This is a genomic window from Rhizobium viscosum, from assembly GCF_014873945.1.
In the GTDB taxonomy this organism is placed as follows: domain Bacteria; phylum Pseudomonadota; class Alphaproteobacteria; order Rhizobiales; family Rhizobiaceae; genus Rhizobium; species Rhizobium viscosum.
This window is the reverse complement of record NZ_JADBEC010000001.1, coordinates 4,120,545-4,147,105: the sequence shown is the minus strand read 5'-3', so window position 1 is coordinate 4,147,105 and position 26,561 is coordinate 4,120,545. Positions and strand designations below refer to the sequence as shown.

Genomic DNA, 26,561 nt, shown 5'->3' with positions numbered 1-26,561 from the left:
TTATGCTTTCCCCGCAAGGCAGCGTTCGTTTGGCCCCGAAGCGGATGACGAAGCCATGAACGGATCTTCCCGCATCGCCGCAACGAGATATTCGATGACGGTTCTCACGCGAAGCGGCATGTTGCGCCTAGAGGAATGGACCAGATTGATCGGCAGGCGGGCCGGCGGGAAGTCGGGCACCAGATTGATCAATCGCCCGGCGCAAATGTCCGGTGCGGCCAGGATATGGGAGAGGATAGCGATGCCGGCGCCAGCAAGCGCGGCGCGGTGCACGGCAACGGCATTGTTGACGACGAAACGCGGCGCGACCCGCACCGCGACTTGATCGGACCCATTGGAAAAGAGCCATGAACGGCCATCGCCGCCCCGTCTGTAGCAGATGCAGTCATGGTGACTCAGATCCTCGATCGTCTGGGGAGGACCTCTTTTTTCCAGATAGGCCGATGACGCGACGAGAAAGGCCGTCGTCCAGCCGATCCTGCGGCATATCAAGCTGGAGTCGGAGACGGGGCCAAGGCGCACTTCGAGGTCGATGCCTTCTCCAATCAGATCGGATGGCTCTTCGCGAAATAACAGTTCAACGGAAAGTTCCGGGTGGCGGTCGAGAAGGGCTGCGAGTCGATCGCTCATATAGAGCCCCAACGGTGTAGGCAGGGAGAGGCGTACCTTGCCAGATGCGGTTCCGACCGGACCAGCAGAGTCGCCGAGCGCTTCCACAGCTTCGATAACCCTGAGAGCCATCGGGATCATCCGTTCGCCTTCGGCCGTGAGCGCCAATGCGGTGGTTGAACGGTGCAGAAGACGTGTGTCGAGTTGGGCCTCCAGTGCCGAAACCTGTCGGGAAACCGCAGGCTGCGTAAGCTTGAGATCGATTGCGGCAGCAGAAAACGAGCCTGTCTCTGCAACCCGCAGGAATGTCCGCAAGGCGCAAACGATGTCCATTACCGTCTCCTTCGTTCTCGACATAAGCCTTATGTCCACCACTTGGGTCGGAAGGTCTTTACGCCCGATGAATTACAGATATTATCCATCCTCAAGGATGTCAAATATCCTTAATTCGGAGAGGAACCATGACCCAGCGCCTAAACTACGCCCAGAAATCGCCGGAGCTCCTGAAGAAGCTTTCGGAGCTCAGTATCGCCCTGAAGGACAGCGCCATCGAACAAAAGATCAACGATCTCGTGCAAATCCGCGCGTCGCAGATCAACGGCTGCGCCTTCTGTCTCGACATGCATGTCAAGGAAGCCAAAATCCACGGAGAGAGCGAACTCAGGCTCTATCATGTCGCCATCTGGCGGGAATCGAACCTTTTCATTCCCCGTGAGCGCGCGGCCCTCGCTTGGACCGAAGCGGTGACGAAACTGCCGGAAGGCGGCATTCCGGATGAACTCTATGAGCGCGTGCGTGGCCAGCTTTCCGAGAAGGAAATCTCCGACCTGACCTTCGCGATCATGGTCATCAACGCCTGGAACCGCGCCAGCGTCGCCTTCAAGTCAGTCCCCGGTTCGGCGGACAAGCTCTATGGCCTCGACAGGGCCGGCCTCAACTAAACCCTTCCCGCTGACGCCCCATCGAACGACGCGCGCCGCAAAGGCGGACGCGAATGAATGCATCTTTTGACACAGGAGATAAATATGACCCTGCGGAACACTTCTCATCCCGCTAAATCTGGCCCCGAAGAGTTGGTCCCGTCGCGCTACGCGGTGAAGATCGGCGAGATCGACGTGCTTGTCGTGAGCGACGGCGTACTGCCGTTGCCAACCAAGATGCTGGGTTACAATGCCGACCCGACCGAGCACGCGGCCTGGCTGAACGACATGTTCCTGCCACCGGACGCCTTTGACTGGGCGCTGAACGTGGTCGTTGTCCGTAGCGGCGAACAGACCATACTTATCGACGCTGGGCTGGGATTGGACCCGGCGTTGAACTTGCCGCGGGCCGGGCAGCTGATCAAGCGACTGGAGGCTGCCGGCATCGATCTTGGATCCGTGACCGATGTGGTGCTGACCCATATGCACATGGACCACGTTGGCGGGCTGATCGTCGACGGAGTGAAGGAGCGACTGCGTCCAGACCTGCGAATCCATGTGGCGGCTGCCGAGGTCAAGTTCTGGGAGTCCCCCGATTTCACGCACGTAAACATGCCTCCCGGCTTCCCGGATGCGCTTCGGGCAGCCGCCAAGCGGTTCGCGGAAGATTACCGTAGCAATCTGCGGACGTTCGATGATGAGCACGAGGTAGCTCCCGGCGTAGTCGTTTCTCGAACCGGTGGCCACACACCCGGCCATAGCGTGGTTCGCGTGGCGTCCGGCAAGGACCGGCTGATGTTCGCCGGTGATGCCGTCTTCGCCGTCGGGTTCGAGCACCCTGAATGGTACAACGGCTTCGAACATGACCCGGAAGAAGCGGCTCGCGTTCGTGTTCGTCTTTTGCGGGAGTTAGCGGAGACCGGCGAACTTCTGGTGGCCACCCACATGCCGTTCCCATCCGTCGGCCATGTGGCGGTCGATGGCAACCATTTTCGTTGGGTGCCGGTCTTCTGGGACTACTGAGAGCATAGCGGCTGAGGACAGAGCCGGGCGCGCAGCCTTGGGTCGCCCCCCGATTCGGTCAATTAGACCCACGGCTTCTACAGGGCCAGCCTCATCGGCAACAAACCACTGAGAATGAATGAACAATGCGGCGCACTGAGCGCCGCGAATGGAGAAGCTCATGAAAATCGTCATCATCGGCGGAACCGGCCTCATCGGCTCGAAGACAGCAGAACGCCTTCGCAAGCAGGGCCACGAGGTCATTGCCGCCGCTCCGAACACCGGCGTCAATACGATCACGGGCGAAGGTCTCGCTGACGCGCTCTCTGGCGCCTCCGTCGTCATCGACCTCGCAAACTCGCCGTCCTTCGAGGACAAAGCCGTGCTCGAATTCTTCGAGACGTCGGGCCGCAATCTGATAGCGGCCGAAAAGGCCGCCGGCGTGAAACACCACATCGCCCTTTCCATCATCGGCGTCGATCGCCTACCCGAGAGCGGCTACATGCGCGCCAAGGTCGCCCAGGAAAAGATCATCAGGGAATCCGGCATTCCCTACACGATCGTCCACTCGACGCAGTTCATGGAATTCCTGGCGGGCATTGCCCAATCCGGCACAGTCGGGAACACAGTGCACCTCTCGCCGGCCTATGTGCAGCCAATAGCCTCCGACGATGTCGCCGATAATATGACCGCCGTTGCGAATGACGCGCCGATCGATGGCGTTGTCGAGATATCCGGTCCGGAGCGCGTCCGGCTGAACGAGCTTGTTGCCCGCTACCTGAAGGCGATGGGGGATACGCGCAAGGTCGAGGCAGATGCGGAAGCCCGCTATTTCGGCGCCAGGCTGGAAGACGCCTCGCTCGTTTCCGACAACAATCCGCGCCTCGGCCACATCACTTTCGAGCAGTGGTTCGCAACCTCTGCTCGGAAATGAATGGATAATGGTGTGACGCTCCGTGCGACGCACCGCCCAAATCTCAAGAAAGGAATTTCGAGATGATCAAGCCAATACTCGCCCTTGCCATGACCGCCCTCTTGTCCACCACGGCCGCCGCCAGTGATGTGGGCGAGAAGAACGCCAAGGTCACGCTTGTCTATGAGCACGAATTGCCGAACGTTCCCGGCAAAAGCATGAAAGGCGTTCTGGTCGAATACGGTCCGGGCGGCTTCTCAGACGGTCACACACATCCGCAATCCGCCTTCATCTACGCGACCGTCCTCGAAGGCGCGATCCGCAGCCAGGTCAATGACGGCCCCGTCACGGTCTACAAGGCCGGCGAGAGTTTTTCTGAGCTACCGGGCGATCGTCACGGCGTCAGCGAAAATGCGAGCAAGACGGAACCGGCAAAGCTGCTCGCGGTCTTCGTGGTCGACACGGCCCAGCAGGAATTGACGTTTCCGATCAAGAAATAAGTGAACAGGCCGCGCACCCGATCCGGTGCACGGCCATTCTTCGACGCGATCAACCCTATCGGTGAACCCTGCAATGTTTAGCGATGACCACTTCTTGCCGCTGCTTCTGATCAACATCCTGGGGATTGCGGGTATCATCGTATGGCACGTTCAGGGCAGAAGCCGTCAGACAGGCCGCCTGATCGTCCAGATTCTGTTCTTCACCGGCATGAGTCTCGTGCTCTACATGGGGGGCATCGCTCCGCATAAGCCCGATGACGTCTACACGGAAGGTTTTGCCGCGCTGCTTTCCAAATCGGCCAGAATGCTCTGGTGGACCCATCTCGCGTGGACGATCGTAGGCTTCATCCACATCTACGTCAGGCTCAATCACAAGCCGCGGGAAGCCCACCTCATCATGGACATAGCTGTAGCCATCATCTATCTCGGCGTGGCGCTGTCGGTCATGGGCTTCGTCTTCGGCATGCCAATCGCCACACTGGTGACGACTTCCGGCGTCGTCGCCGTTATCCTGGGCCTGGCGCTCCAGAATACGCTCGGCGACGTGTTTTCCGGCATCGCTCTGACGCTCGGCAAGGCCTATGCCATCGGTGACTGGGTTGAGCTAAGCAATGGCACCGCAGGTCGTGTCACCGAGACCAACTGGCGCTCCACCAACCTGCTGACCGGCGCGAATAATATCGCAGTACTGCCGAACAGCATGCTAGCGCGGCAAGGCTTGACCAGTCTCAGCCGCCCTGACGAGACGCATCAGATCACGTTGTCTGTGCGCTTTGTCGCCAGGCAACGGCCGCGCTTCGTCGAAGACGTCATGCGGTCCGTGCTGCAAGCCAGCACCCTGATCGTCAAGGATCCGCCGCCAGCCGTTGCCCTGAAGACAATCGACGCGATAGCAATCGAGGTGGAACTGCAGTTCCGTGTCGCCACTCTCGCCATGGGAATCTCCGCCAGGAACGAGCTCATTGAGCTCATCCATGACCAATGCGGGGCAAACCGTCTTTCGCTGGCCATGCCCGCCGAAAGCCTCGTGTATGTGGCGACCGCAACCAGTGGTGAGTCTTCCACTCCGAGTGCTGAATCGCGCTCATCCCGCGCGCTTTAGAACCCACTCGAAAGTATCCTTCCAGATGGCCGGAGGCGTTTCCCGCGACAGTATCTCTCCAAGATCCGCTAGCGTGACGCTGCGCAGTTTCTGGCGCCAGGCTTCGTCGGCCTCCCACATGATGCGGGCCACGGCGCAAGGGCTGCTGTCGCAATAGCCTTCAGGACGGCAAGGGTTGTTGGCGCGGATGTTGTCGCAGACAAAGGTCCGCGATTTGCCTTCCACGGCCTCCACTATCTCGAGAAAATTCAATTCCGACGACGGTCTTGCCAGGCGATAGCCGCCGGACGGGCCGAGGGTAGAATGAACGAGCCCGGCCTGAGACAGGCTCTGCAGTGCCTTGGATAGGTATTCCTTCGGAAGCCCGTGCAGCTCCGCCAGCGCCTTTGTCGACAGATAGCGCCCATCGGGCAGGCCAGCGAGAATAGCGCAGCAGTGCAGCGCCCATTCAACTTGGCTCTTTAAAATCATTGATCCGTTCCGAGATGGAGAAAATCAGCACATATTATGGACATTAAATATCCCTATATCTATCCTATGTAAACATAGAGGGTGGAGCCCTCCAAGTCAGGACATCTCATCGACCAAGGCCCCTATTGGATCCGCAAACCACCGATCGTTGCGGTGTTGCGTAATTCACTGCCGCTTGCGCAAGGAGTTCGGCAGTCCGAAAATGCGGCAAAGCTAATCTCTATGACCGACATGAGCGCGCATAGCAGACCTCGAGCAAGCGCGTCTGGATCAATGTCCGTCACCGCGATGCTGCCATCATGACATCAGCACCTTCAATGACATAGGTCGCATAGCGATGGTCGCGGATCAGGCTTATCTTTTGATCCCGCCATTCGAGCAGCATGAAATAGGATGGACCATCAGACGGTTCGGTCGATACCAGCAGTATTTCCCGGCCTTCCAGCCAGGCCGGTTCGATCCTGACCGGTGGATATTCGGCATAATAGGTGAAAAATCGACCGACATCGGCGCCGGAGATTTCCGGCCGTCGCGCCTGACGAAGCCGGACATCGTCGGCGAGCAGGCGGCGCAAAGCGTCCCAGTCCCGGGCATTGAAAAGCGCTGCGAAGTTCAGGGCCTCGGGAGTGGGCGGTGGGGCAACCTCGGACCGCGTGTCGGAGATGGCGCGCAATCTCGCCCGGCCGCGCGCCAGACGCGCCTTGACGGCATCGACGCTCAATTCGAGCAGCGCTGCGATATCCGCAAGCGACTCTCCCAACACATCCTTGAGGATGACAGCGCTGCGTTGCGGCACCGGCAATTCTGCAAAATGGCTGAGCGCGACCCGCACCGTGTCCTGGCGGATCAGCGCGTCCTCCGGGCCGACGGCGCTGATATCGGCGAGATCAAAGGCCGTCTCGAGGGGCTCCGCCCGGCGCGTGCTGCGCTGGCGCAGGGCATCGATGGCTCTGTTGTGGACGATGCGAAAGAGCCAGGGGCGCAGCGGCGTGTCCGGCGGGATCGAGCCAGCCGTCGCAAATACCCTGGCAAACGCGTCCTGGATCACATCCTCGCCGTCGATGACAGAACCCACCAGACGCGCGGCATAGCGGTGCAACTCGGGGCGAAGCGCGTCCGCTTCGCTGGCCAGCGCTGCGAGCCGCGTTTTCTTCTCTTCGTCTTCGAGAGCAGTGTCTTCCGTCATTCGATGACCGTCACTCCCGTATCCCCACGCACCGCGTAGACCATGGCCTCGGCGAGATCAGTCCTGCCGATCAGGTCGGCGACCATATCGCCAAAAGCCCGCGGCGTCATGTCCGGCCAGGTGGCGGCCTGTTCGGCAAATGTCCGACCCGCCGCCGCGGCGTATGCCCCGATGCCGGTATCGCCCACGCCGGTTCCGGCAAACATCTGCCGGGGAACGATGACCCGGAAGCGCAGACCCAGGCCGAGTTGCGCCGACAGGCCCTCGGCATATTTCGCAATGAACCACTGCGCGCGCTTGGCTCCCGCATAACCGCCCGATAGCGGCGACCCCTGCACGGCGGCTCCGCTGGAGACCAGGACGACAAGCCCGCCCGGCGTCATCGGAAAGGTCAGGGCCGCCTGTACCCAGTGCAGCGCGGCCTTGACGTCCACATTCCAGTTGGTGGTGAATGCCTCCCAGCCAATCCGGTCGATCCGCTCCATGGGTGGTTCCGCACCGGCATTCATGATGACGAGATCGGGCCGCGTCTGTTCCATGATCCGCCATGCCGCATCGGCATCGGTTGCATCAGCCGATATGGCGGTGACGGCCGGCCGCTCGCCTGCCCCCTGCGCGGCATCAGCATTTCGCGCGACCACGGTGACGTCGGCTGCGCGCGCCACGAATGCCTCGGCAAGCCCCCTCCCCAAGCCACGGCTCCCGCCGACGACCACAATTCGCTTTCCTTCCAGATCCATCTCTCAGTCCTCATTCGGGTCGGGTCCGACCGCTCGACAACGGTCGCAACAACGACGTTCCAACGAGGCGAAAAGAGTCATCTCCAACCGCGATTTGTGGCGGCCGGCGTCTAAAAGTCTGCCTCGACCGAAATTCGACGGTGATCGATATCGGCCTGGAACGAAAGCGGCCATGGATTTCGCTCTCCCGAAACAACGGCATCCGTGAAGGCGCGGATGATTGCGCACAATTTTCTGATATTGTACATTCGCGCAACTGCATTGAGAGCTTCCGTCCGGGGTTTATCATGCGAGGGGAACAACGATCCGATGGGGCATCTGCGGCCCCCAGGCGCGACGATGACGACCAGATCGTTCCCATCGCCGGCTCCGCTTTCTCGTCTATCAAGCTGATCAAGAAAAACAGCACGCTCAAACCGTGCAATCGCCTGCTCTACGGCATGTGCTCCACGCATCCCGAAATCATCACCCCAGGCGGGGAAGCGTCTTCATCCTGACCCCTGCAGCCCCGCCGCCATTCGGAAAGGACCTGCCAAATGACCCAGGATTTCAGACTTTCCCGTCGCGGGTTTTGTCTCTGCTGCATGGCCGCCTCGACATTCGCCGTATCGGGAGGCTGGCTCACCCCGAAACAGGTATTCGCGAAGGCTCAGGGCATCGTCGACCTGATCCGCGACGCTGCCGCCAAGGACCCGATCAAGGTCCATAAGGCAAGGGCCGGCATATCGGTCCTCGAAGGATCGGGCGGAAACATCGCCGTCCTGACGGGGGCGGACGGAAAGCTTCTCATCGATGGCGGCATCACCGCGTCCCGGCCGCGGTTACTCGAGGCCCTGGCCCGACTTGGCAAACAGCCGATCAGTCATCTCATCAACACGCACTGGCATTTCGATCATACGGATGGAAACGCATGGCTGAACGCCGAGGGCGCGGCCATTCTGGCGCATGAAAACACCTGCAAACACCTGATGTCGATCGTGAGGGTCGAAGACTGGGATTACGAATTCCCGCGACCGCCGCTCGCCGCCGTGCCATCGGAAACCGTCGGCGACGAGATGTCCCTCAAGCTCGACAAATCCACCCTGATGCTGAAGCATCATCCGAATGCTCACACCGATGGCGACATCTCCGTGACCTTCGGCGAAGCAAACATCGTCCATGCCGGAGACCTCTACTGGTACGGCATCTATCCCTTCATCGACTATTCGACCGGTGGCGGTATCGACGGAATGATCAAGGCGGTCGAGGACATCCTCGCCAATGTCGCCAATGACACGATCATCATCCCCGGTCACGGCCATCCCGTCAGCAACAAATCGGAATTCTCCGAGTACAGGACGATGCTGGTCGATATCCGCGAGAATGTCGCCAAACTGAAAGCAGCCGGAAAGCCGATCGACGAGGTCATTGCCGCAAAGCCGACAGCCGAATTCGATGCGAAATGGGGGCAGTTCCTCGTCACCCCTGAATTGTTCACGCGCCTCGTCTATCAGGGCGTCTGAGAAGATCGCGCAACGGGAAAGCTGGCCGCACGGTCGCGAGATGCGCAAGGTCAGGAGGAGGCATGACGAAGCGGCGGCCCGGCCCGCGGCTTCAGTCGACCACTCCGCATCTCAGAAGGATAACGGCGGGCTTTCAGTCTTCATTCTGGCCGGATTCGACCGTTCGACGACGGTCGCAACAACGACGTTCCAACGAGATTAAAAGAGTCATCGCCATCTGCGATTTATGGCGGGCCAGCGTCTAAAAGTGTGACTCGACCGAAATTCGACGGTGATCGACTTCGAATGGATTTCGCGCCGGCCTTGCCGATCAGGCCAACAGCCCGTGCAGGACGAGATCGATGTGGGCTTTCAGGTAAGTGTCCTTGTCCAGGGGGCGCCGCTCGTCGAAAAGGAGCTTGAAGAACAGGAAGGTAATGGCAGGCGCCACGATGGCATCGCCGAAGGCGGCCGGCGCCGACCGGAATTCGCCGAGCCTAACGCCGTCGTCGATGACGGATTGCATTTGCCAGTCGAGAGGATCGATGAATGTCTCATGGTGCCTGTCGACGATCTGGGGGAAGCGTGAACCTTCGGCGATGATGAACCGCATCAGCTCACGCAATCTGCGATCCCTGATTATGAGATCGTAGATCAGCTCGATCATCTTCTGTAGCCGTTCACTGGCACTCCCCTTCAGGTCGTTACCGCTGAGCAGAAGGCCTTCCAGCGGCACCGAAATATGCCTGATCATCGCCTCGAAAAGCTGCTCCTTGGTCTCGAAGTAGACATAGACCGTTCCCTTCGTGACCCCGACCCTGCTGGCTATGTCCTCGACACGCGTCGCCACATAGCCGCTCTCGACGAACTCTTCAAAGGCCGCATCCAGGATTTCTGCGGGCCGGCGCGCCTTCTGCTCGGCACGGGTCAGTTTCTTCGTATCAGGCATTGATCACCTTGAGCGGTTTTCATGGTCGAGCGTCAAGATAAATTCTATTGACTAACGAGTCAGTCAATATTATCCGTCTGCCGAACCGATGCAAGAGGTCAAATCATGAAAACTGTCCTTGTTGCCGCCTGGCTGGGCGTCAGCGCAGTCGCGCTTGCCTCGTGCGAAGAGAAAAGCGCGAGCGAGGCAAAGCCAAAGAACGTGGAAGCCGTCGTGGCCAGGGTCACGCCGGTCACAGAAAACAACGCCATCACCGGCGAAGTCAGCGCCCGCGTCGAAAGCGACCTCTCCTTCCGAGTCAGCGGGCGCATCGTCGAGCGCTTCGTCGATGTCGGCTCGTCGGTGAAGGCGGGACAGGTGCTGGCGCGCATGGACGCCGAAGAGCAGAAGGCCGATCTCGGCGTCGCCACGGCTAACCTGCAGTCGGCCATTGCCCAGCAGACGCAGGCCCAGCTCGCCTTCGACCGGCAGCAGAACCTCTTCAAGACGCAGGTTGCGACCCGCGCGGCACTCGATCAGGCCCAGGAAGCGCTGCTGACGGCTGAGGGCGGCGTCAAGCTGGCGCAGGCGCAATTCGATACGGCACAGGACGCCCTCTCCTATACGGAACTGCGCGCCGATGCTGATGGCGTCATCACCGCCAGGAACGCCGAAGTCGGCCAGGTCGCGCAGGCGGCGCAGCTCATATTCACGCTTGCCCATGACGGACCGCGCGACGCCGTCTTTAATGTCTTCGAGTCCCTCTATCTCGGCCGCAACCTCGAAAACAGCGTCGCCGTCAGCCCCCTTTCGGCGCCGTCCCGCAAGATAGAAGCTTCGGTGCGCGAGATCTCGCCGACGATTGACCCGTCGACCGGAACGATCAGGGTCAAGGTGGATCTTGAAGAAACGCCGGACATGCAGCTCGGCGCTCCTGTCGTCGGCTCCTTCCGCTCCGCAGCGCAGGACGCAATCGAATTGCCATGGTCGGCCATGGCCTCCAAGGGCGGCCAGCCGGCCGTCTGGATCGTCGACCCCGCCTCGTCGAGCGTGTCCCTCCACCCGGTCGATGTCGCCGACTATGAGACCGGCCGCTTTGCTGTGCGCGCCGGTGTGTCGCCGGGCGACATCGTCGTCGTCGACGGCACCAAGTTCCTGCGACCGGGCGAGGTCGTGACCTATGACAAGGAAGCCGCCGAATGAATATCCGCATCACAGCCGGCCTTGCGGTCCTCGCATCGTTGACCCTCACCTCCTGCCAGAAGCAGGAGGAAGCCCATGAACAACCGCCGCGTCCCGTCCTTTCTGTCATTGCCAAGTCGACCGCGGCCTCCGCACTGACCCTGCCCGGCACTGTCGAGGCGAAGATCGAAACGCAGCTGGCGTTTCGCGTCCTCGGGCGCGTCATCGCCCGCAAGGTCAGCGTTGGCGACATCGTGAAAAAGGGCGATATCGTTGCTGCCATCGATCCGCTGGCGCTGGAGCTTGCGGTCAAGAGTTCGCAGTCCGAGCTTTCCAATGCTCAGGCGCAGCTGGCCAATGCAGCCTCCACCGAGGAACGCCAGCGTTCCCTGCTCGAAAGCCGGTCGGGAAGCGAAGCGGCCTATGAAGAGGCCGAGCTCGGGCGCAAGAGCGCCAGTGCCGCGGTTGCCAAGGCGCAGGCCAATCTGGACAAGGCCGAAGAGCAGCTCGGATACGCACAGCTGAGGGCGGAATTCGACGGCGTCGTGACGGCGACATCGGCCGAAGTGGGCCAGGTCGTGGCCGCCGGCCAGAGCATCGCCACCATCGCCCGCCCCGAACAGAGCGATGCGGTGATCGACATACCGGTCGCAAGCTTCGACGGCCTGAAGGTCGGCTCACCCTTCGAGGTCGCCCTCCAGCTGGACCCGACCATCCGCACGAGCGGCACGGTCAGGGAAATCGCGCCGGAAGCCGAGGCGACGACGCGCACGCGACGCACCAAGATAACGCTCATCGATCCCCCGCCAGTCTTTCGCCTGGGCTCCGTCGTGACGGCAACCGCAACCGTTAACGCTCAGCCGACGATCCTGCTCCCCTCCTCCTCCGTGCTGACGAAGGATGGACAGCCCAACGTCTGGGTGGTCGACACCGCCGCCGCCAAGGTTTCCATCCGTCCGGTCAGGATCGATGGAGACATTGTCGAGGGAGGCTCCGTTCGCATTGCCGAGGGCGTCAGCCCGGGCGAACGCATCGTCATTGCCGGCGTTCACAAGCTCGTCGATGGCCAGGCCGTCAGAATAGACTGAGGAAAATTCCCCGTGAAAAAATTCAACCTGTCCGACTGGGCGCTCGAACACCGTTCGCTCGTCTGGTACTTCATGATCGTCTTCATTCTGGCCGGCGCCTTTTCCTATATCAGCCTCGGCCGCGAGGAAGATCCCAATTTCACCATCAAGACCATGATCATCCAGGTGCAATGGCCTGGTGCGTCCGCCGAGGAAGTGACCAAGCAGGTCACCGACCGCGTCGAAAAGAAGCTCGAGGAACTGGAATCGCTCGATTTCACCCGCAGCGAAACGGTTGCCGGGCAGACGACGATCTTCGTGGAACTGCTGCCGACGACCAAGGCGAAGGATGTGAATGCCATCTGGATGCGCGTGCGCAACATGATCGGCGACATCAAGGGTGATTTCCCGAGCGGCGTCATCGGGCCGTTCTTCAACGATCGCTTCGGCGATGTCTTCGGCAATATCTACGCCTTTACCAGCGACGGGCTGACACAGCGCCAGCTTCGCGATCTCGTCGAGGACGCGCGCGCAAAAGTGCTGACCGTGCCCAATGTCGGCAAGGTGGACATTATCGGCGCGCAGGACGAGGCCATCTATCTCGAATTCTCGACGCGAAAGATTGCCGCTCTCGGGCTCAACCAGCAATCGGTGATCGAAACGCTGCAGGCGCAGAATGCCGTGACGCAATCGGGCTTCGTCGATGCCGGTCCCGAGCGCATCGCCTTGCGCGTCAGCGGCCAGTTCACGTCCGAGGAAAGCCTCAAGGCGATCAACCTCCGCGTCAACGACCGCTTCTTTCCGCTGACGGATGTGGCGACGATCAAGCGCGGTTATGTCGATCCGCCCTCCGCGCTGTTCCGCTATAACGGCCAGCCGGCCATCGGTCTTGCCATCGGCATGAAGACCGGCTCCAATCTGCTTGAATTCGGCGAAGCGCTCGACAAGGAGATCGAGCAGGTCACCGCCGATCTCCCCATTGGCGTGGACGTCGAGCGTGTCTCCGATCAGCCCGCCGTCGTCGACGAAGCCGTGTCGGGTTTCACGCGTGCGCTCTTCGAGGCGATCGTCATCGTGCTTGCGATCAGCTTCATCAGCCTCGGCGTTCGCGCCGGCCTCGTGGTCGCCATCTCCATTCCGCTCGTGCTGGCGATCACCTTCCTCGTCATGGCCTATACCGGCATTTCGATGCAGCGTATTTCGCTCGGCGCGTTGATCATCGCCCTTGGCCTTCTGGTCGACGACGCGATGATTGCCGTGGAAATGATGGTGGCCCGCCTGGAGGTGGGTGACGATCTCAGAAAGGCTGCAACATACGTCTACACCTCCACCGCCTTTCCGATGCTCACAGGCACGCTGGTAACGGTCGCGGGCTTCATTCCCGTCGGGCTGAACTCCAGTGCGGCCGGCGAATTCACCTTCACCCTTTTCGTGGTGATCGCCGTCTCTCTGCTGGTGTCATGGGTGGTGGCGGTCCTGTTCACGCCGCTGCTTGGCGTGACCATCCTTCCGAAGACCATGAAATCGCATCATGAGCAGAAAGGCCGTTTTGGGCGGATCTTCTCATGGCTGCTCGGTGCGGCTCTGCGCTGGCGTTGGGTAACCATCGGCGCGACGCTGGCGGTGTTCGCCCTCTCCATCGGCGGCATGAGCCTCGTGCAGCAGCAGTTCTTTCCCTCTTCCGACCGGCCCGAACTGATCGTCGACTGGAACCTGCCGCAGAACAGCTCGATTTCGGAGACGAACAAGCAGATGGCGAAGTTCGAAAGCGAGGTGCTGGCGGGTAACAAGGATGTCGACCACTGGACGACCTATGTCGGCCAGGGCGCTCCCCGCTTCATCCTGTCCTTCGACGTGCAGACGCCCGATGTTTCCTTCGGCCAGACCGTGATCGTCACCAAGGGGCTCGACGTGCGCGACAAGGTCAAGGAGGAGCTGCAGGCCTATCTGACGAAGACCTTCCCCGGCACCGACGCCTTCGTAAAGCTTCTCGACATCGGCCCGCCGGTCGGCAAGCCCGTGCAGTATCGCATCAGCGGCCCTGACATCCAGAAGGTCCGTGACATCTCCCACCAGCTTGCCGCCATCGTCGGGCAGAATCCGCTGCTCTCCAACATGACCTACGACTGGAACGAGCCGTCCCGCGTGGTCAAGGTCGATGTCCTCCAGGACAAGGCGCGCCAGCTCGGCGTCTCCTCGCAGGATATCGCGACGGCGCTCAACAGCATCGTCGAGGGATCGGCGGCCACGCAGATCCGCGACGACATCTATCTCGTCGATGTGATCGGCCGGGCCCAGACCTCGGAGCGAGGCTCGATCGAGACGCTGCAGAACCTTCTGCTTGCCGGCTCCAACGGCAATTCCGTGCCTCTGTCTGCAGTTGCGAATTTCCATTACGAACTGGAGCAGCCGACGATCTGGCGGCGCACGCGCACGCCGACCATCACCATCAAGGCCGCAGTCGTTGGACCGACGCAGCCGGCGACGATCGTCACCGAACTGGCACCGAAAGTCGACGAGTTCCGCAAGAGTCTTCCGACCGGCTACCGCATTGTCGACGGCGGCTCGGTCGAGGAAAGCGCGAAAGCGCAGGGGCCGATCGTGGCAGTGGCGCCGCTGATGCTGTTCATCATGGCGACGATCCTGATGATCCAGCTGCAGAGTTTCAGCAGGCTGTTCCTGGTCTTCGCCGTTGCCCCCACCGCGCTGATCGGCGTTGTTGCAGCGCTGCTCTTCAGTAATTCGCCCATGGGCTTCGTCGCAATCCTCGGCGTCCTCGCGCTGATCGGCATTCTGATCCGCAACTCCGTCATCCTTGTCGTCCAGATCGAGCATCTTCGAAGCGAGGGCGTACCGCCCTGGCAAGCCGTCATCGAAGCGACGGAGCATAGAATGCGCCCGATCATGCTGACGGCGGCCGCGGCCACCCTCGCGCTGATCCCGATCTCCAGGGAGATCTTCTGGGGGCCGATGGCCTATGCGATGATGGGCGGCATTGTCGTCGGCACGGTCCTGACGCTGCTCTTCCTGCCCGCTCTGTATGTTGCCTGGTTTCGAATACCCCGCGAGGCCTGACAGCATCAGGCCCGCCCGGATCATTCCGGGCGGGCCATGTCCCACTGACGAGATGAACGGATGCCACAGGTTGGACGAACAGCCTTTGCCGACAGTAGCTGCCTGATTGCCAGCTTGCCGCGCGAATCGACCTCATTCGCTGTCAAGCGATCGTGCCTTTCAGTCCTGATGGCTCTCTCGGTCCTGGGAGGATGTGCGGGACGGCTGGAGAATGTTCTCCAGCCGCTCGCAACCGCGGGACCAGGCACGAGCACGGTGGACATGCTGGTGGCAACGACGCGCCAGCCGGCCGACAAGCCCGGCGAACTTTACTCCGGCGAGCGGGGAACGGCGATTTCTCTCAACGACATCGTCGTTTCCATTCCCCCGGACCGAAACCGCAAAATCGGTGAGGTACAATGGCCCTCGCATGTGCCGGCCGATCCCGAAAAGGAATTCGCCGTCCTGAAGGTCGGAGAGGTTGCATCGGAACGCAGCATTTTTAAATGGTTCAACAAGAACCGCAATGCGAAGCGGCAGGTCGTCATTTTCGTGCACGGCTTCAACAACACCTACGCCGATGCCGTCTTTCGCTTCGCGCAGATCACCCATGATTCCGGAACGGATGCTTCGCCGATCCTCTTCACCTGGCCCTCGCGCGCCAATGTCTTCGACTATCTCTACGACAAGGAGAGTACCAATTTCTCACGGCGGGCGCTGGAGGATCTGATCCTGCAAGCCGCCAAAAGCCCCGACGTCGGCGAGGTGACGATCCTCGCCCATTCCATGGGATCCTGGCTGACTGCGGAGGCGTTGCGCGGGGTTGCCATGCGCAACAAGACGATCCCGCCCAAGGTCAGGAACGTTATCCTCGCCTCGCCCGACATCGATATCGACGTCTTTCGCCGGCAGATGATCGAGATGGGGCCGCAACGCCCGCATTTCACGATCTTCTCATCGACAAGGGATAAGGCGCTGCAGGTTTCGCAATGGCTCTCCGGCGGCGTCACGCGTGTCGGCGGCTTCGATTCGACCCCCTATGCCGCGGATCTGTATAAGCTCGGCGTGACGGTCATCGATACGAGCGCCGTCAAAGCGGACGACGCGTTGGGTCACAATACGTTTGCCGATAACAGGGACATGGTCCAGCTGCTCGGGCGACGGCTGGCAGGACAATCCCTAGACACCGGAAAGGCCTCGCTCGCGGATCAGGTGGGCATGGCAGCCGTTCGAACCGCCGACCTGGCGGGATCAGCAGCAAAGATCGCCGTTATCGCTCCGATGTCGATCATCAGCAATGATGCGAAACAGGTGTTGAAACAGCAATTTTCCTCGGGGCCGCAGCCGATTGTCGACGGGAAAATTTCGTACTAGGCCGCAGGCTCGTAAAGGAGGCCACGAAGAATGACCTACGCATCGAAGCTTGTTTTCTTGCTTGGCCTCGCCACGACCGCCGTGTCGCCAAATCCGGCTTCTGCGGAAGGGCCGATAACGCAGCGAGTACCTTGTGCCGAAGCGCCTGATACCGCTCGAACGGACTGCACCGAAACCGGCGAACCTCCGGCTGCCCTGTTGGAAACCTCGCCAGGCCATGGTGATCTGACTGTCCTGATGAGGGCCGAACAAGGCGCGCTCACGCTCGAATACCGCAAGCCGAGTGAGCGTCCTGGAGAGGAGCCTTCAGTGCAATGCGCCGCTGGCGATAAAATTACCCTGCCCGCGGGCAAGTCCGTGCAGCTCCAATTTATCTCGGCAGATGTCCCTTACAGCTTTGAGATCGCAGGTTATGTCGAGAAGGTGGATATTGTGCCTGGCCTCGTCAGCTATGGCCGGATCGATACGCCCGCAGGAACCGGACAGGCCGACGGCGTACTTCGTACGGACGCAGATGGTTCGAAGAAGGTCGTGACGGTGCGCTTCCATTCAGGTCGGAGCGCCTTCGACAGCCAGATGTTCTGCGCTCCCTAGCGCCATTGCCGCGGGTCTCGCCGCTCTAGCGGCCGACTGCAGCACCGAGGCTTTCCAGCGCCTCGCGCACCCGCCCACGCGCCTGCTCCGGAAGGCCGAGCACCGGGCGCGGCGGCGCAAACCGGCCGAGGCCGAGGAGATCGGCAATCGTGTACATCACGCGGAAACTGCCGAACTCCTTGAACAGTGCCCAGAGCGGCGCGAAGGCATCGTTGATGCGTGCCGCCTCTTGCGCATCACCCGCCTGCGCGGCTCTCGTGAGCTTCAACGCTTCGGCGGGCAGCAATCCGCCGGCAACGCTGTACCAGCCGTCGGCGCCCGAAAGCAGCGCGTCCGCAGCACCCCAGTCGCCGCTGTAGCCGACCACGAAATCATCGGGCGTCACCGAGCGGAGACTTGCGATCTCGGCTGCAAAGTCGCCATTGGCTGGCAGCGGCATCTTCACCGCCTTGACGGTACCGAGCCCGGAAAGCCGGGCGATCAGCTCGACGCTGAAAGTGAATTTCGTCGTGCCCGGATTGTTGTAGATGCAGAGCGGCAGCTGCCCGGCATCGGCCACTTCAGCGAAATGCTCGTACACCTCGTCATCGGTGAGCGGCGTATAGGAAACCGGCGCGAGCAAAAGACCATCCGCCCCGAGCTCCCGCGCATCCCTTGCGAGCGCCTGCGCCTCGTCCGTCCTGAGCGCCCCGACGCCGACGATAACAGGGATCTTGCCGCCGACCGTGGACATGGCCGTTTCGACCGCACGGCGTCGCTGGTCGCGCGACAGGAAAGCGTAACCGCCGGTGCTGCCGAGAAGGCCGATGGAATCGGCGCCCGCAGCCTGGATGCGGGTAAGCAGTGTGGCGAGCGCGCCAGTATCAACGATGCCCGAGGCATCTGACGGCGTGATCGGAAAGGCGGAAAGGCCATGGAAAAGCGGCATCGGGAATTTCCTTTATGCGCGTGACAGCAGGAGCTTCATGCCGGCCGCACCGAAGACGAACGCCAGCGTGCCCTCGATCCAGCGGCGCGCATGTCGATACATGCGAACCATCGGCGCCGTGGAGAAGACCAACGCATAACCGCAGAAGATCGTGACGCTGAGAATGGCGCAGCCCGCAAGGATGACGGCGACCGTCGCCGGAGTGGCGCCCGGGCCGAGGCCGAGCGTCATGGTCGCGATCCAGCCGAGCAGCGCCTTCGGGTTCGTCAAATGCATCAGCAGCCCGCGGCGATAGAGGCTGAAGCCGGAGGCCTTGACGGCATCGAGCGACCTGCCCTGCTTCTCATCTGATGTCATGGCGGATTTGCCGGCCTTGAAGGCGAGGAAGAGCAGGTAGAGGCCGCCGAAGATCTTCAGGATGATCAGCGCCTGGGCATATTGCGCCAGAATGGCGGAGACGCCGGTCGCCGCCATCGAGCCCCAGAAGAGCGAGCCGCTGACCACACCGGCGGCAATCATCAGCGCCGACTGGCGCCCCTGATGCATGGCGACGCCCATGATGCGCATGTTGCTGGGACCGGGACTGGCTGCTGCGATGATATAGGCGGTGAAGACGAGGGCGAGATGATGCGGATCGAATGACATTCTGATTTCCCAAGGTCGAATGGGCTTGAGGCGCGTGCAGCCGTCGCCTGCCGTTCAGGAGCTTGAACGCAATCAGCCACATCATGCAAGCGATGACGGTTTCGAGAATGCGCCGGGAAACCGGCCATGAAAAGATGGGGCGAAGCCAGGTCGCACCGTATCCCAACGAAAACTTGTCTCCGTGACATTATCCGGCATCGACAGGCGCGATCAGCGCCGGCCCGAAATCGGAATTGGTTTTCGGAAAGATTGATGAGTAGATTCAAATAATTATGTCACACTTTATGCGTCCGGATGGAGGCGCAAATGGTGCTCCAGGCTCCCACAGTGGAATGGCGCCTTCCGCCGACCAACTCCAATTTTTGCAACAGAGCCACTAGCCCTCAAAGTGATCGGCCAGCCGAAAATGTAAAAAAACTGACATTGAAGTATGAAAAGTGACGTTCCGTTAATCACCGCGCGGTGTTGGGGAGTTTTCGGCCTCTCGCACTCGTGTGGAATTTCATTTCAACGGAGTGTGACGTGTTTATCCAAAATTCAATTTCCAAGACCGATACCAAGAGGCGCAGCCTGACAGCGCGGCTGCTATCGGGTGCGGCCCTGTCCATATTGATCGCCGGTTCGGCTCATGCCGACGATGGCACCCTTCGGCTGCTGTCGCTGAATATCTGGAACAAGTTCAAGCAGACGCCTGCACTGACCAAGGATTTCATGGTCGCTGGCAACTGGGACGTGCTGATGTTTCAGGAGGCCAATGGCAGCAAATACGTCTCCGACATCCCCGGCATGCTGCAGGCCGCCGGCCTTGGAACCTACAGTGGCCAATTGATCGCTGACGTCGGCCTGATCTCGCGACTTCCCGGCACCTATGGCAGCTATGTCGCTCCCGGTCTCACGACCCAAGGCCGCTATATGAACTATCAGATTCTCGACGGTGAGGCCGGACGGCCGGTGACAACAGTCGGAACGGTTCACCTCGACTACAGCGACAAGGCGGACCAGCGCATCAAGGAAGTCAAGGCCTTGAACGCCTGGGCGAAGTCTTCCGCCAATCCGCTGATACTGAGTGGCGATTTCAATGCAGGCGACGTATCGGAGCGCGGCCTGCATTCGAAGAGCCAGCAGGAATTGCTGCTCCGCATCTATACGAAGAACAGCAACTCCTTCTATTACAGCCTGCTCCAGCAATATGCCAAGGACAAGGCGGCGCTGGACAAATTCATCGCCGACTGGAGCCCGAAGAGCGACGCGGCGATCGATGCGGCTACCATTCCCTCCGGCCTGTTCGAGGACGAGACCTATCCCGTCGCCGGCAACACGCCGCAGACGATGAATATCCTCAAGAAGCAGTTCATGCTTCTCCAGACCGACAGGGACCGGGAGCAGTTCAAGCCCCATGAACTCAATGACGGCAGCGGAACCTGGCCGTCCGCGGGCGAAGACCCTACCAACACCTGGGGCAGCTGGCACCGGGTGAAGATCGATCACTTCCTGGCCTCACGGCCGTTCGGCAAATGGTACACGATCGCAGATGACCCCAACGATCCCTATCTGGGTGTGATCCGCGACATCTATGTGACCAAGCCTGATGGCACCAAGACGCCCTTGTCCGACCACGAACCGGTCGCCCATGAATTCAAATGGATCGGACCGAGCCTGCAGACCTATCAGCAGACGATCAACGGTGCGCAGGTCGACAAGACACGTCTCGTATGGGGCAAGGACGCCACGACCTTTGCCGGCAACGGCAAGGAATTCTATCTGTCGCGCAACAATATGCGCCGCGACGTCTATCTCGGCCAGGTTTCGGATGCGGACGGCAAGCCGATCCTGACCGGCCTCACCGAGGCCGAAAAGAAGACGTTGCTCGACTGCAAGAGCAAGGATCCGCGCTTTGCCCAGGCGATCATCGACTACTGCATCGACGATCACAGTTTCATCGGCGAGACATTGGTCACCGATGGCGGCACCGTTATCGTCGACGAGGATCTGGCTCTCGGCGGCACCGATGCGAACCTGCGTCTCGATAACGGCGCGCTGCGCATTGCCGGCACGGGAATGAAGAAACTCGACAGGTCCGTGGTCCTGGAATCCGGCGGCGGCACGCTCGATATCGCCGATACGGTCAATGCCGTTCTCGTGGACCGGGCGATCTCGGGCGCCGGCAGCCTGACCAAGACGGGTAAGGGCACGCTCAATCTGACCGCGACCAACACTTATACCGGCGACACCAGCGTCAAGGGTGGACGCCTTGCGGTCAACGGCTCCATCGCAACCTCGGGCATGACCACCGTCTATGACGGCGGCGTAATCGGCGGCAACGGCACTGTCGGCAACCTCGCCGTCGCGAATGGCGGCAGGATTGCGCCTGGCAATTCGGTCGGCACGCTGCACATCGCCGGCAATCTCAACCTTGCGACGGGCTCCGTCTACGACGTCGAAATTGACGAAACCGGCAGGACGGATCAGATCATCGTCACCGGCCAGACCGTGATTGCCCCGGGTGCGGTCGTGAATATCGCGGCGGGCGCCGCCTACAAGCCACTCACCAACTATTCCATCCTCACGTCGAATGCCGGCATCACCGGCTCCTTTGATGCGGTCACCTCGAACTTCGCCTTCCTGGACCCCGGTCTGACCTATGGAAGCAACAGCCTGACGATGCGGCTGGAACGCAACGATATCGCCTTCGCCGACGTCGCGACGACGTCAAACCAGCGCGGCGCCGCCTACGGTGTCGACAGCCTCGGCTTCGGCTCCACCGTCTACGATGCGATCATATCGCTCGATGCGGAAAGTGCCCGCGCGTCCTTCGCCCAGCTCGGCGGGGAAATCCATGCATCGACCTACAGTGCGCTGCTCGACAACAGCGACATCGTCCGCGATAGCGCATTCGATCGCCTGCGGTCGAGAATGGGCGCCACCGATCGGGCCGTGACCGAAGCCGAAATCGGCGCGGATACCCCTGCCGGCCATGAGCAGGCGCTCGGCATCTGGAACAAGAGCTACGGAGCCTGGACGAAAAAGGACAGTGACGGCAATGCCTATGGCGTGGACCATTCCGCTGGCGGAATCATCGTCGGCGCGGACGGAACGCTCGGCAACGATTGGCGGGTCGGCGTGTTCGGCGGATATGGCCGCACGGCCGTTTCCATCGATGCGCTGGCGTCGAAAAGCGACACCGATCAGATCGATCTCGGCGTCTATGCCGGCACCAATCTCGGTCCGGTCGGCATTCGGTTCGGTGCCGCCCATACCTGGAACAGTATCGATAGCGCCCGTTCGGTCTTCCTCCCGACCTTCAGCGAGCGGCTGACCGCCGGCTACAGCGCCTCGACATCGCAGGTCTTCGGCGAGATCAGCTACCAGCAGTCGATCGGGACCGTCATGCTGGAGCCCTTCGCCAATCTCGCCTACGTGAACTTCCGCAACGACGCTTTCTCCGAACATGGAGGTGCAACGGCGCTTTCCGTCGAAGGCACGACCCAGCAGGCGATCTTCACGGAAATCGGCCTGCGGGCAGCAACGGAGTTCACCCTGCAGGAAACGGTTGGAACGCTGCAGGGCTCGGTCAGCCTGCGTCATGCCAATGGCGATACCAAGCCTGAGACGAAGATGGCCTTCTCGGGCGGCAGTTCGTTTGACGTGCGCGGTGCGCCGCTCGCGGAAAATGTTGCCGTTGTCAACGCCGGCGTGAACTTCGATCTAAGCTCGAACGCCGCTCTGGCTGTGTCCTACACCGGCCAGTTTGGTTCCGGCGCCAGCCAGAACGGCATCAATGGCTATCTCGGCGTCAGGTTCTGACACCCTGCAGCCTCCTCCTTCACGAAATTAGTTTTCATGAAATGAGTTTTCACCCCGCACGCCGCTTGATAAGCGTTGTGCGGGGTTTGATGTAGTGAACACCTCTGAAAGGCCGGCAACCACTATGCATTTTGCAGACAATCACGACGATGGAGGCAAGAAGGAGCGCCGGCAGGATTTTCTCATCCGCTATCTCGAGCAATATCAGTATATCTCGCTCGATGACATCGTCTCGCTCTGCTCCGTGACGGCGCAGACCGCGCGTCGCGATATCATGGCGCTGGAACGGCAGGGCAAGCTGCGCCGGACGCATGGCGGGGCCGTCATTTCGCTTCCCATCGAAACCGGCATCTATCATCAGCGTCGCGTCAACAACGCCGAGGCCAAGCGCCTGATTGCCAACAAGATAGCTGAGCTTCTCCCGGACAACTGCTCGGTTTTCATCGATACTGGAACGACTTGCGAGGCTGTTGCCCGCGCACTCACGGTACGCCGGAACCTTCGGGTCGTGACCTATAGCCTCAGAGTGGCGACGACCCTCAGCGAAAACACCGATTTCACGATAGCCGTTCCCGGCGGCTTCATCCGCAACGTCGATGCGGCGGTTTTCAGCGAGAATGCTCAGAATTTCATTCGGGCATTCAAGTTCGACTACGTCATCATCTCCGTCAGCGGCGTCGATAACGACGGCGACATAGGCGATGACGACTACGCCGAAGTGTCAGCTGTTCGCGCCGCCATGGGTCAGGCCGCCCGCGTCATCCTGGCGGTAGACAGCACCAAGTTCGAACGCCGCGCACTCGTTCGTCTCGGGTCGATCTCCGAGATGGACATCGTTGTCTCCGAAGCGAAGCCGTCGGAAAAGTTGCTGTCGCTGCTGAACGGCAGCAAGACCGTCTATCAAGTGGCGACTACGGATAACGGTTCGTCAGGCTCCATTGCCAAAATCGGCGTCACATCCTGACGACGGCTCCGTTGCAAAGATTCCATTTGGTCGCAAGAGGACCAGCCTTCTCCCTCTTCCGACCAATTTGACCAATCCCGATTTTTGCAACGGAGAGCAGCTGCAGCCGTCACATGCCGTTCAAAAGCTTGAACGCGATCAGCCACATCACGCAGGCGATGATGGTTTCGAGAATGCGCCAGGAAACCGGCCGTGAAAAGATGGGACGAAGCCAGGCGGCACCATATCCCAGCGAAAAAAAGAACAGGAAGGAGCCGGTCGCAGCACCCGCAGCAAAGGCTGCCTGTTGGCCGGCAAAGCGTGTCGAAATCGTGCCGAGCAGGATGACCGTATCGAGATAGACATGCGGATTGAGCCAGGTGAGCGCCAGGCACATCGCCATGGTCTTGCCGAAGCTTGCCCCCGCCCCGTTTGAAACCTGCAGCGCCCCTGATGTCCACACTGCCGAATAAAGGCTTTTCGCCCCATACCAGACAAGGAAGGCCGCCCCGCCATAGCGCATCACCGGATCGAGAAAGGGCATGACGCTCACCACCTGCGCCAGGCTGGTGACGCCGACGATGATCAGCACCGCATCCGAGAGCGCGCAGGCCAGACAGACGGCAAACACATATTCGTTGCGCAGCCCCTGCCGCAGGATGAAAGCGTTCTGCGCACCGATCGCCACGATCAGGCTGAGACCGGCGGCCATGCCGGTGAAATAGGTCGAGATGTCCATGAGATCAGTGGGTTCCGTCGCGTTGTTGAGACGTTCCATAGACGGATCGACGCCATTAGGCTAATTAATCATCCTTACGTTAATTAAGCGCAACTTACCCATGATCGACTATCCCGCCCTTCGCGTTCTGCTTGCCGTGGTCCAGACCGGCAGTTTCGAAAAGGCCGCCGGCATCCTGAACGTCACGCCCTCGGCCGTCTCGCAGCGCATCAAGCAGCTGGAAGAGCGCCTGGGTGCCGCCCTCGTCGTGCGCGGGACACCGTGCACGGCGACGGAAAAGGGCGACTGGCTCTGCCGTCACATGGAAAATGTCGGCATGCTGGAAAGCGAATTGCTGGAACACCTGCCGGCTCTCACCGACCGCGACAGTCCCGAACAGCGTGTCACGCTGCAGATCGCCACCAGCGCCGACAGCCTCGGCGCCTGGTTTCTGGAGGCTATGGCGGATTTCTCGAAGAGCTCGAACTACCTCCTGAACATCTCCATCGAGGATCAGGACCACACCGCCGAGTGGCTGGAGCGCGGCCGCGTCGTCGCCGCCGTCACCAGCATGGAAAAGCCGGTCGCCGGCTGCCGCCGCCACTTGCTCGGCGCGCTGCGCTACCATGCGGCCGCAAGCCCCGAATTCATCCGCCGCTATTTCCCTGACGGCGTCACCCCGGAAGCACTTGCCCGCGCCCCCTCCTTCACCTTCAACCAGAAGGACCGCCTGCAGGCGCAATGGATCCGCCGCACGCTGGCGACCGACATCAACGTGCCGACGCACTGGCTGCCGGCCACACAGGGCTTTCTCGATGCCGCCCTGCTCGGCATGGGCTGGGGCATGAACCCGATCCAGCTGACCGAGGACCACATCAAGGCCGGCCGCCTCGTCGAACTCATCCCCGGCACGCCGCTCGATGTCGTGCTCTACTGGCAGATCAGCCGGCTTGCCGCAGACCGGCTTGCGGGTCTGACGCAGAAGGTGATCGAGGTGGCGAGGCGCTCGCTGGTCTGAGGGCGACGCGCGGGTACAAACAGCCGCTGCTTTGCGCCATTTCCAGACCTTACCGTAGCGCCCTCGATGGCCGGGCTTGCCGGAACATCGTTTGATGTAAAGTTTCGATAAAACCCACCGTGGGTGAGCCCCGCTGCCTTCATGATGGAGAGCCCCTTCATAAGGTCCTGCAGGTCAGCGGGCTCTATTCCTCAAGATCGTGTCACTCATCAAACGATGTTCATGGTCCGCGCACCGTCTTGCCGCCCGCTCGGATCAAGCTCCTGAAACCAGCGTGTCGATTTCGGCCGATCCTGTTCGATTAAGACGGAGCGCCGTGAGCCAGTCTAAGGAGAGACAAGTATGGTTGCCGCTAAGCATTCCGAACAAGTCGAACTGCAGTCGCCGCACTTCAGTGTCATGCGCGCCTTGCAAGCCGTTTGGATACTGCTGAAGCAGCAGCGAAGGTACCGCCGAAGCTTGAACGAGCTTTCGCGGTTTGACTCTCGCCAGCTCCGTGACATCGGCTTGGAGCCCCCGGAGATCTCCACTGGAAAGATCGGAGAATGGCTTCCTCCTATCCGCTAGCTCCGGGCCAAGAGACGCTATGAGGCACTGGTCACGCAAAGCAGCAGGCAGCTCTCACCGGATAAGCAGAACTGGCAGTATTTTTTTGCTCTTTGTCGAATCGCGGTGTCCAACTGCGACTAATATCGACAGCACCATGGAGGAACCGGATGCGCTACCTTTGTCTCTTCTACATCGATCAAACACTTGCCGATGCCGCCAGCAAGGAGGAATGGGCCGAGATCGACCGGGAGTCCTTAGCTTCCAATGAAGAACTCCAACGATCAGGCCACTATCTCGCCTCCAACGCTCTTGCCGACCCAAAGACCGCAAAGACATTGCGCGTTCGCGCCGGCAAGGCGAGTTGGACCGACGGCCCCTTCGCAGAGACCAAGGAGCATCTGGGTGGCTTCCTGCTCATCGAAGCGAAGAACCTTGCCGAGGCGATGGAGATCGCGGAGCGGGACTCGCTGGCTCGGATGGGGGCGATCGAGCTGCGCGAGACCGCCGGCTTTTAGATTCGAAATGCCCCGGCTACTTCCGCAGGCCATGCCGCTCGACCTCCGCACCGGCAACCGCCGGAATAGGAGTGTCGTTTGACACCATTAACCGGAAAATGTGGGAATGTGCGGGATTAGGTGGGAACTCGCGCAAATAGCCTGCAAATGAGGACTTTTTTTGCGGCCGCGGGGTCGCATTTTCGCGGCGTATCGACGACAACACGATTGGTCAAAAAAGACTATTTCCCCATCTAACAGCGATCAGCGGCGTGATCTTCGAAAGGCCTTCGAAAACACCCTGTGTGGCTTCAAGCCGTCTTCAAAACAGCAGAAAAT

General features: G+C 60.7%; 25 protein-coding genes and 1 pseudogene. 17 read left to right on the top strand and 9 right to left on the bottom strand.

Annotated elements, in window-relative coordinates; all coding sequences use genetic code 11:
- The gene (locus tag H4W29_RS20595) at positions 1–942 is read right to left on the bottom strand and encodes a LysR family transcriptional regulator (RefSeq protein WP_192730572.1); all 942 of its coding nucleotides are present in this window, start codon (positions 940–942) and stop codon (positions 1–3) included.
- A gap of 128 nt (positions 943–1,070) precedes the next feature.
- Between H4W29_RS20595 and H4W29_RS20590 the strand changes: the two genes are divergently transcribed.
- The 5 genes from H4W29_RS20590 to H4W29_RS20570 all read left to right on the top strand — a co-directional run bounded on the left by H4W29_RS20590 (position 1,071) and on the right by H4W29_RS20570 (position 5,046).
- On the top strand, positions 1,071–1,550 hold the full coding sequence (locus H4W29_RS20590; protein ID WP_192730571.1) for a carboxymuconolactone decarboxylase family protein: 480 nt from the start codon (positions 1,071–1,073) through the stop codon (positions 1,548–1,550).
- An 84-nt stretch (positions 1,551–1,634) separates the two neighbouring features.
- On the top strand, positions 1,635–2,552 hold the full coding sequence (locus H4W29_RS20585; RefSeq protein WP_376776575.1) for an MBL fold metallo-hydrolase: 918 nt from the start codon (positions 1,635–1,637) through the stop codon (positions 2,550–2,552).
- Between the two features lie 160 nt (positions 2,553–2,712).
- Entirely contained in the window at positions 2,713–3,465 is a 753-nt protein-coding gene (locus tag H4W29_RS20580) for an SDR family oxidoreductase (protein WP_192730569.1), read from the top strand.
- A gap of 62 nt (positions 3,466–3,527) precedes the next feature.
- Positions 3,528–3,944 carry a cupin domain-containing protein gene (locus H4W29_RS20575; RefSeq protein WP_192730568.1) on the top strand — a complete coding sequence of 139 codons (417 nt, stop codon included), beginning with the start codon at positions 3,528–3,530 and terminating at the stop codon, positions 3,942–3,944.
- Between the two features lie 73 nt (positions 3,945–4,017).
- On the top strand, positions 4,018–5,046 hold the full coding sequence (locus H4W29_RS20570; protein ID WP_192730567.1) for a mechanosensitive ion channel family protein: 1,029 nt from the start codon (positions 4,018–4,020) through the stop codon (positions 5,044–5,046).
- On the opposite strand, the gene H4W29_RS20565 is transcribed toward H4W29_RS20570, so the two are convergent.
- From H4W29_RS20565 to H4W29_RS20555, 3 genes are all read right to left on the bottom strand, one after another.
- The gene (locus H4W29_RS20565; RefSeq protein ID WP_192730566.1) at positions 5,029–5,517 is read right to left on the bottom strand and encodes an RrF2 family transcriptional regulator; all 489 of its coding nucleotides are present in this window, start codon (positions 5,515–5,517) and stop codon (positions 5,029–5,031) included. The two genes, H4W29_RS20570 and H4W29_RS20565, sit on opposite strands and share 18 nt — an antisense overlap.
- A gap of 280 nt (positions 5,518–5,797) precedes the next feature.
- Positions 5,798–6,703: an RNA polymerase sigma factor gene (locus tag H4W29_RS20560; protein ID WP_192730565.1), complete on the bottom strand. Its 906-nt coding sequence runs from the start codon at positions 6,701–6,703 to the stop codon at positions 5,798–5,800.
- Positions 6,700–7,443 carry an SDR family NAD(P)-dependent oxidoreductase gene (locus H4W29_RS20555; RefSeq protein WP_192730564.1) on the bottom strand — a complete coding sequence of 248 codons (744 nt, stop codon included), beginning with the start codon at positions 7,441–7,443 and terminating at the stop codon, positions 6,700–6,702. The genes H4W29_RS20560 and H4W29_RS20555 overlap by 4 nt, the downstream gene beginning before the upstream one ends.
- 140 nt (positions 7,444–7,583) lie before the next feature.
- Between H4W29_RS20555 and H4W29_RS20550 the strand changes: the two genes are divergently transcribed.
- Positions 7,584–7,940, top strand: coding sequence for a hypothetical protein (locus H4W29_RS20550; RefSeq protein ID WP_192730563.1), 357 nt, complete (start codon positions 7,584–7,586; stop codon positions 7,938–7,940).
- 39 nt (positions 7,941–7,979) lie between these two features.
- A complete protein-coding gene (locus H4W29_RS20545) occupies positions 7,980–8,945 on the top strand; it encodes an MBL fold metallo-hydrolase (protein ID WP_246517268.1) in 966 nt (321 codons plus the stop codon).
- Between the two features lie 310 nt (positions 8,946–9,255).
- On the opposite strand, the gene H4W29_RS20540 is transcribed toward H4W29_RS20545, so the two are convergent.
- Entirely contained in the window at positions 9,256–9,873 is a 618-nt protein-coding gene (locus H4W29_RS20540) for a TetR/AcrR family transcriptional regulator (protein WP_192730562.1), read from the bottom strand.
- A gap of 105 nt (positions 9,874–9,978) precedes the next feature.
- Here H4W29_RS20540 and H4W29_RS20535 point away from each other — a divergent pair, with 105 nt between their 5' ends.
- The 5 genes from H4W29_RS20535 to H4W29_RS20515 are packed head-to-tail and all read left to right on the top strand — an operon-like array spanning position 9,979 to position 17,123.
- A complete protein-coding gene (locus H4W29_RS20535; protein ID WP_192730561.1) occupies positions 9,979–11,055 on the top strand; it encodes an efflux RND transporter periplasmic adaptor subunit in 1,077 nt (358 codons plus the stop codon).
- On the top strand, positions 11,052–12,122 hold the full coding sequence (locus H4W29_RS20530) for an efflux RND transporter periplasmic adaptor subunit (RefSeq protein WP_192730560.1): 1,071 nt from the start codon (positions 11,052–11,054) through the stop codon (positions 12,120–12,122). The genes H4W29_RS20535 and H4W29_RS20530 overlap by 4 nt, the downstream gene beginning before the upstream one ends.
- A gap of 12 nt (positions 12,123–12,134) precedes the next feature.
- On the top strand, positions 12,135–15,176 hold the full coding sequence (locus H4W29_RS20525; protein WP_192730559.1) for an efflux RND transporter permease subunit: 3,042 nt from the start codon (positions 12,135–12,137) through the stop codon (positions 15,174–15,176).
- Positions 15,177–15,236: 60 nt separating this feature from the next.
- Positions 15,237–16,529: an alpha/beta hydrolase gene (locus H4W29_RS20520; protein WP_246517267.1), complete on the top strand. Its 1,293-nt coding sequence runs from the start codon at positions 15,237–15,239 to the stop codon at positions 16,527–16,529.
- A gap of 30 nt (positions 16,530–16,559) precedes the next feature.
- Positions 16,560–17,123: a cupredoxin domain-containing protein gene (locus H4W29_RS20515; protein ID WP_192730558.1), complete on the top strand. Its 564-nt coding sequence runs from the start codon at positions 16,560–16,562 to the stop codon at positions 17,121–17,123.
- 25 nt (positions 17,124–17,148) lie between these two features.
- Here the strand turns inward: H4W29_RS20515 and H4W29_RS20510 are convergent, their stop codons facing one another.
- The 3 genes and pseudogenes from H4W29_RS20510 to H4W29_RS34425 form a co-directional block, all read right to left on the bottom strand.
- Positions 17,149–18,051: a dihydrodipicolinate synthase family protein gene (locus tag H4W29_RS20510; RefSeq protein WP_192730557.1), complete on the bottom strand. Its 903-nt coding sequence runs from the start codon at positions 18,049–18,051 to the stop codon at positions 17,149–17,151.
- A gap of 12 nt (positions 18,052–18,063) precedes the next feature.
- A complete protein-coding gene (locus H4W29_RS20505) occupies positions 18,064–18,696 on the bottom strand; it encodes a LysE family translocator (RefSeq protein ID WP_192730556.1) in 633 nt (210 codons plus the stop codon).
- A gap of 49 nt (positions 18,697–18,745) precedes the next feature.
- Positions 18,746–18,868, bottom strand: a pseudogene (locus tag H4W29_RS34425) (amino acid transporter); the annotation flags it as partial.
- Positions 18,869–19,218: 350 nt separating this feature from the next.
- Here H4W29_RS34425 and H4W29_RS20500 point away from each other — a divergent pair.
- Positions 19,219–22,500 carry an autotransporter domain-containing protein gene (locus H4W29_RS20500; RefSeq protein ID WP_192730555.1) on the top strand — a complete coding sequence of 1,094 codons (3,282 nt, stop codon included), beginning with the start codon at positions 19,219–19,221 and terminating at the stop codon, positions 22,498–22,500.
- Between the two features lie 124 nt (positions 22,501–22,624).
- Positions 22,625–23,464 (top strand): DeoR/GlpR family DNA-binding transcription regulator, encoded by an 840-nt coding sequence (locus H4W29_RS20495; RefSeq protein WP_192730554.1) that lies wholly within the window; start codon positions 22,625–22,627, stop codon positions 23,462–23,464.
- 109 nt (positions 23,465–23,573) lie between these two features.
- Here H4W29_RS20495 and H4W29_RS20490 read toward each other — a convergent pair whose 3' ends face one another.
- Positions 23,574–24,182, bottom strand: coding sequence for a LysE/ArgO family amino acid transporter (locus tag H4W29_RS20490; protein ID WP_192730805.1), 609 nt, complete (start codon positions 24,180–24,182; stop codon positions 23,574–23,576).
- 100 nt (positions 24,183–24,282) lie between these two features.
- Between H4W29_RS20490 and H4W29_RS20485 the strand changes: the two genes are divergently transcribed.
- The 3 genes from H4W29_RS20485 (at position 24,283) to H4W29_RS20475 (ending at position 26,243) form a co-directional block, all read left to right on the top strand.
- Complete coding sequence (locus tag H4W29_RS20485) at positions 24,283–25,179, top strand: LysR family transcriptional regulator ArgP (RefSeq protein ID WP_192730553.1); 897 nt, start codon at positions 24,283–24,285, stop codon at positions 25,177–25,179.
- 342 nt (positions 25,180–25,521) lie between these two features.
- A complete protein-coding gene (locus H4W29_RS20480) occupies positions 25,522–25,746 on the top strand; it encodes a DUF1127 domain-containing protein (RefSeq protein ID WP_312872314.1) in 225 nt (74 codons plus the stop codon).
- 149 nt (positions 25,747–25,895) lie between these two features.
- Positions 25,896–26,243 (top strand): YciI family protein, encoded by a 348-nt coding sequence (locus H4W29_RS20475; protein WP_192730552.1) that lies wholly within the window; start codon positions 25,896–25,898, stop codon positions 26,241–26,243.
- The last annotated feature ends 318 nt before the right edge of the window (positions 26,244–26,561 follow it).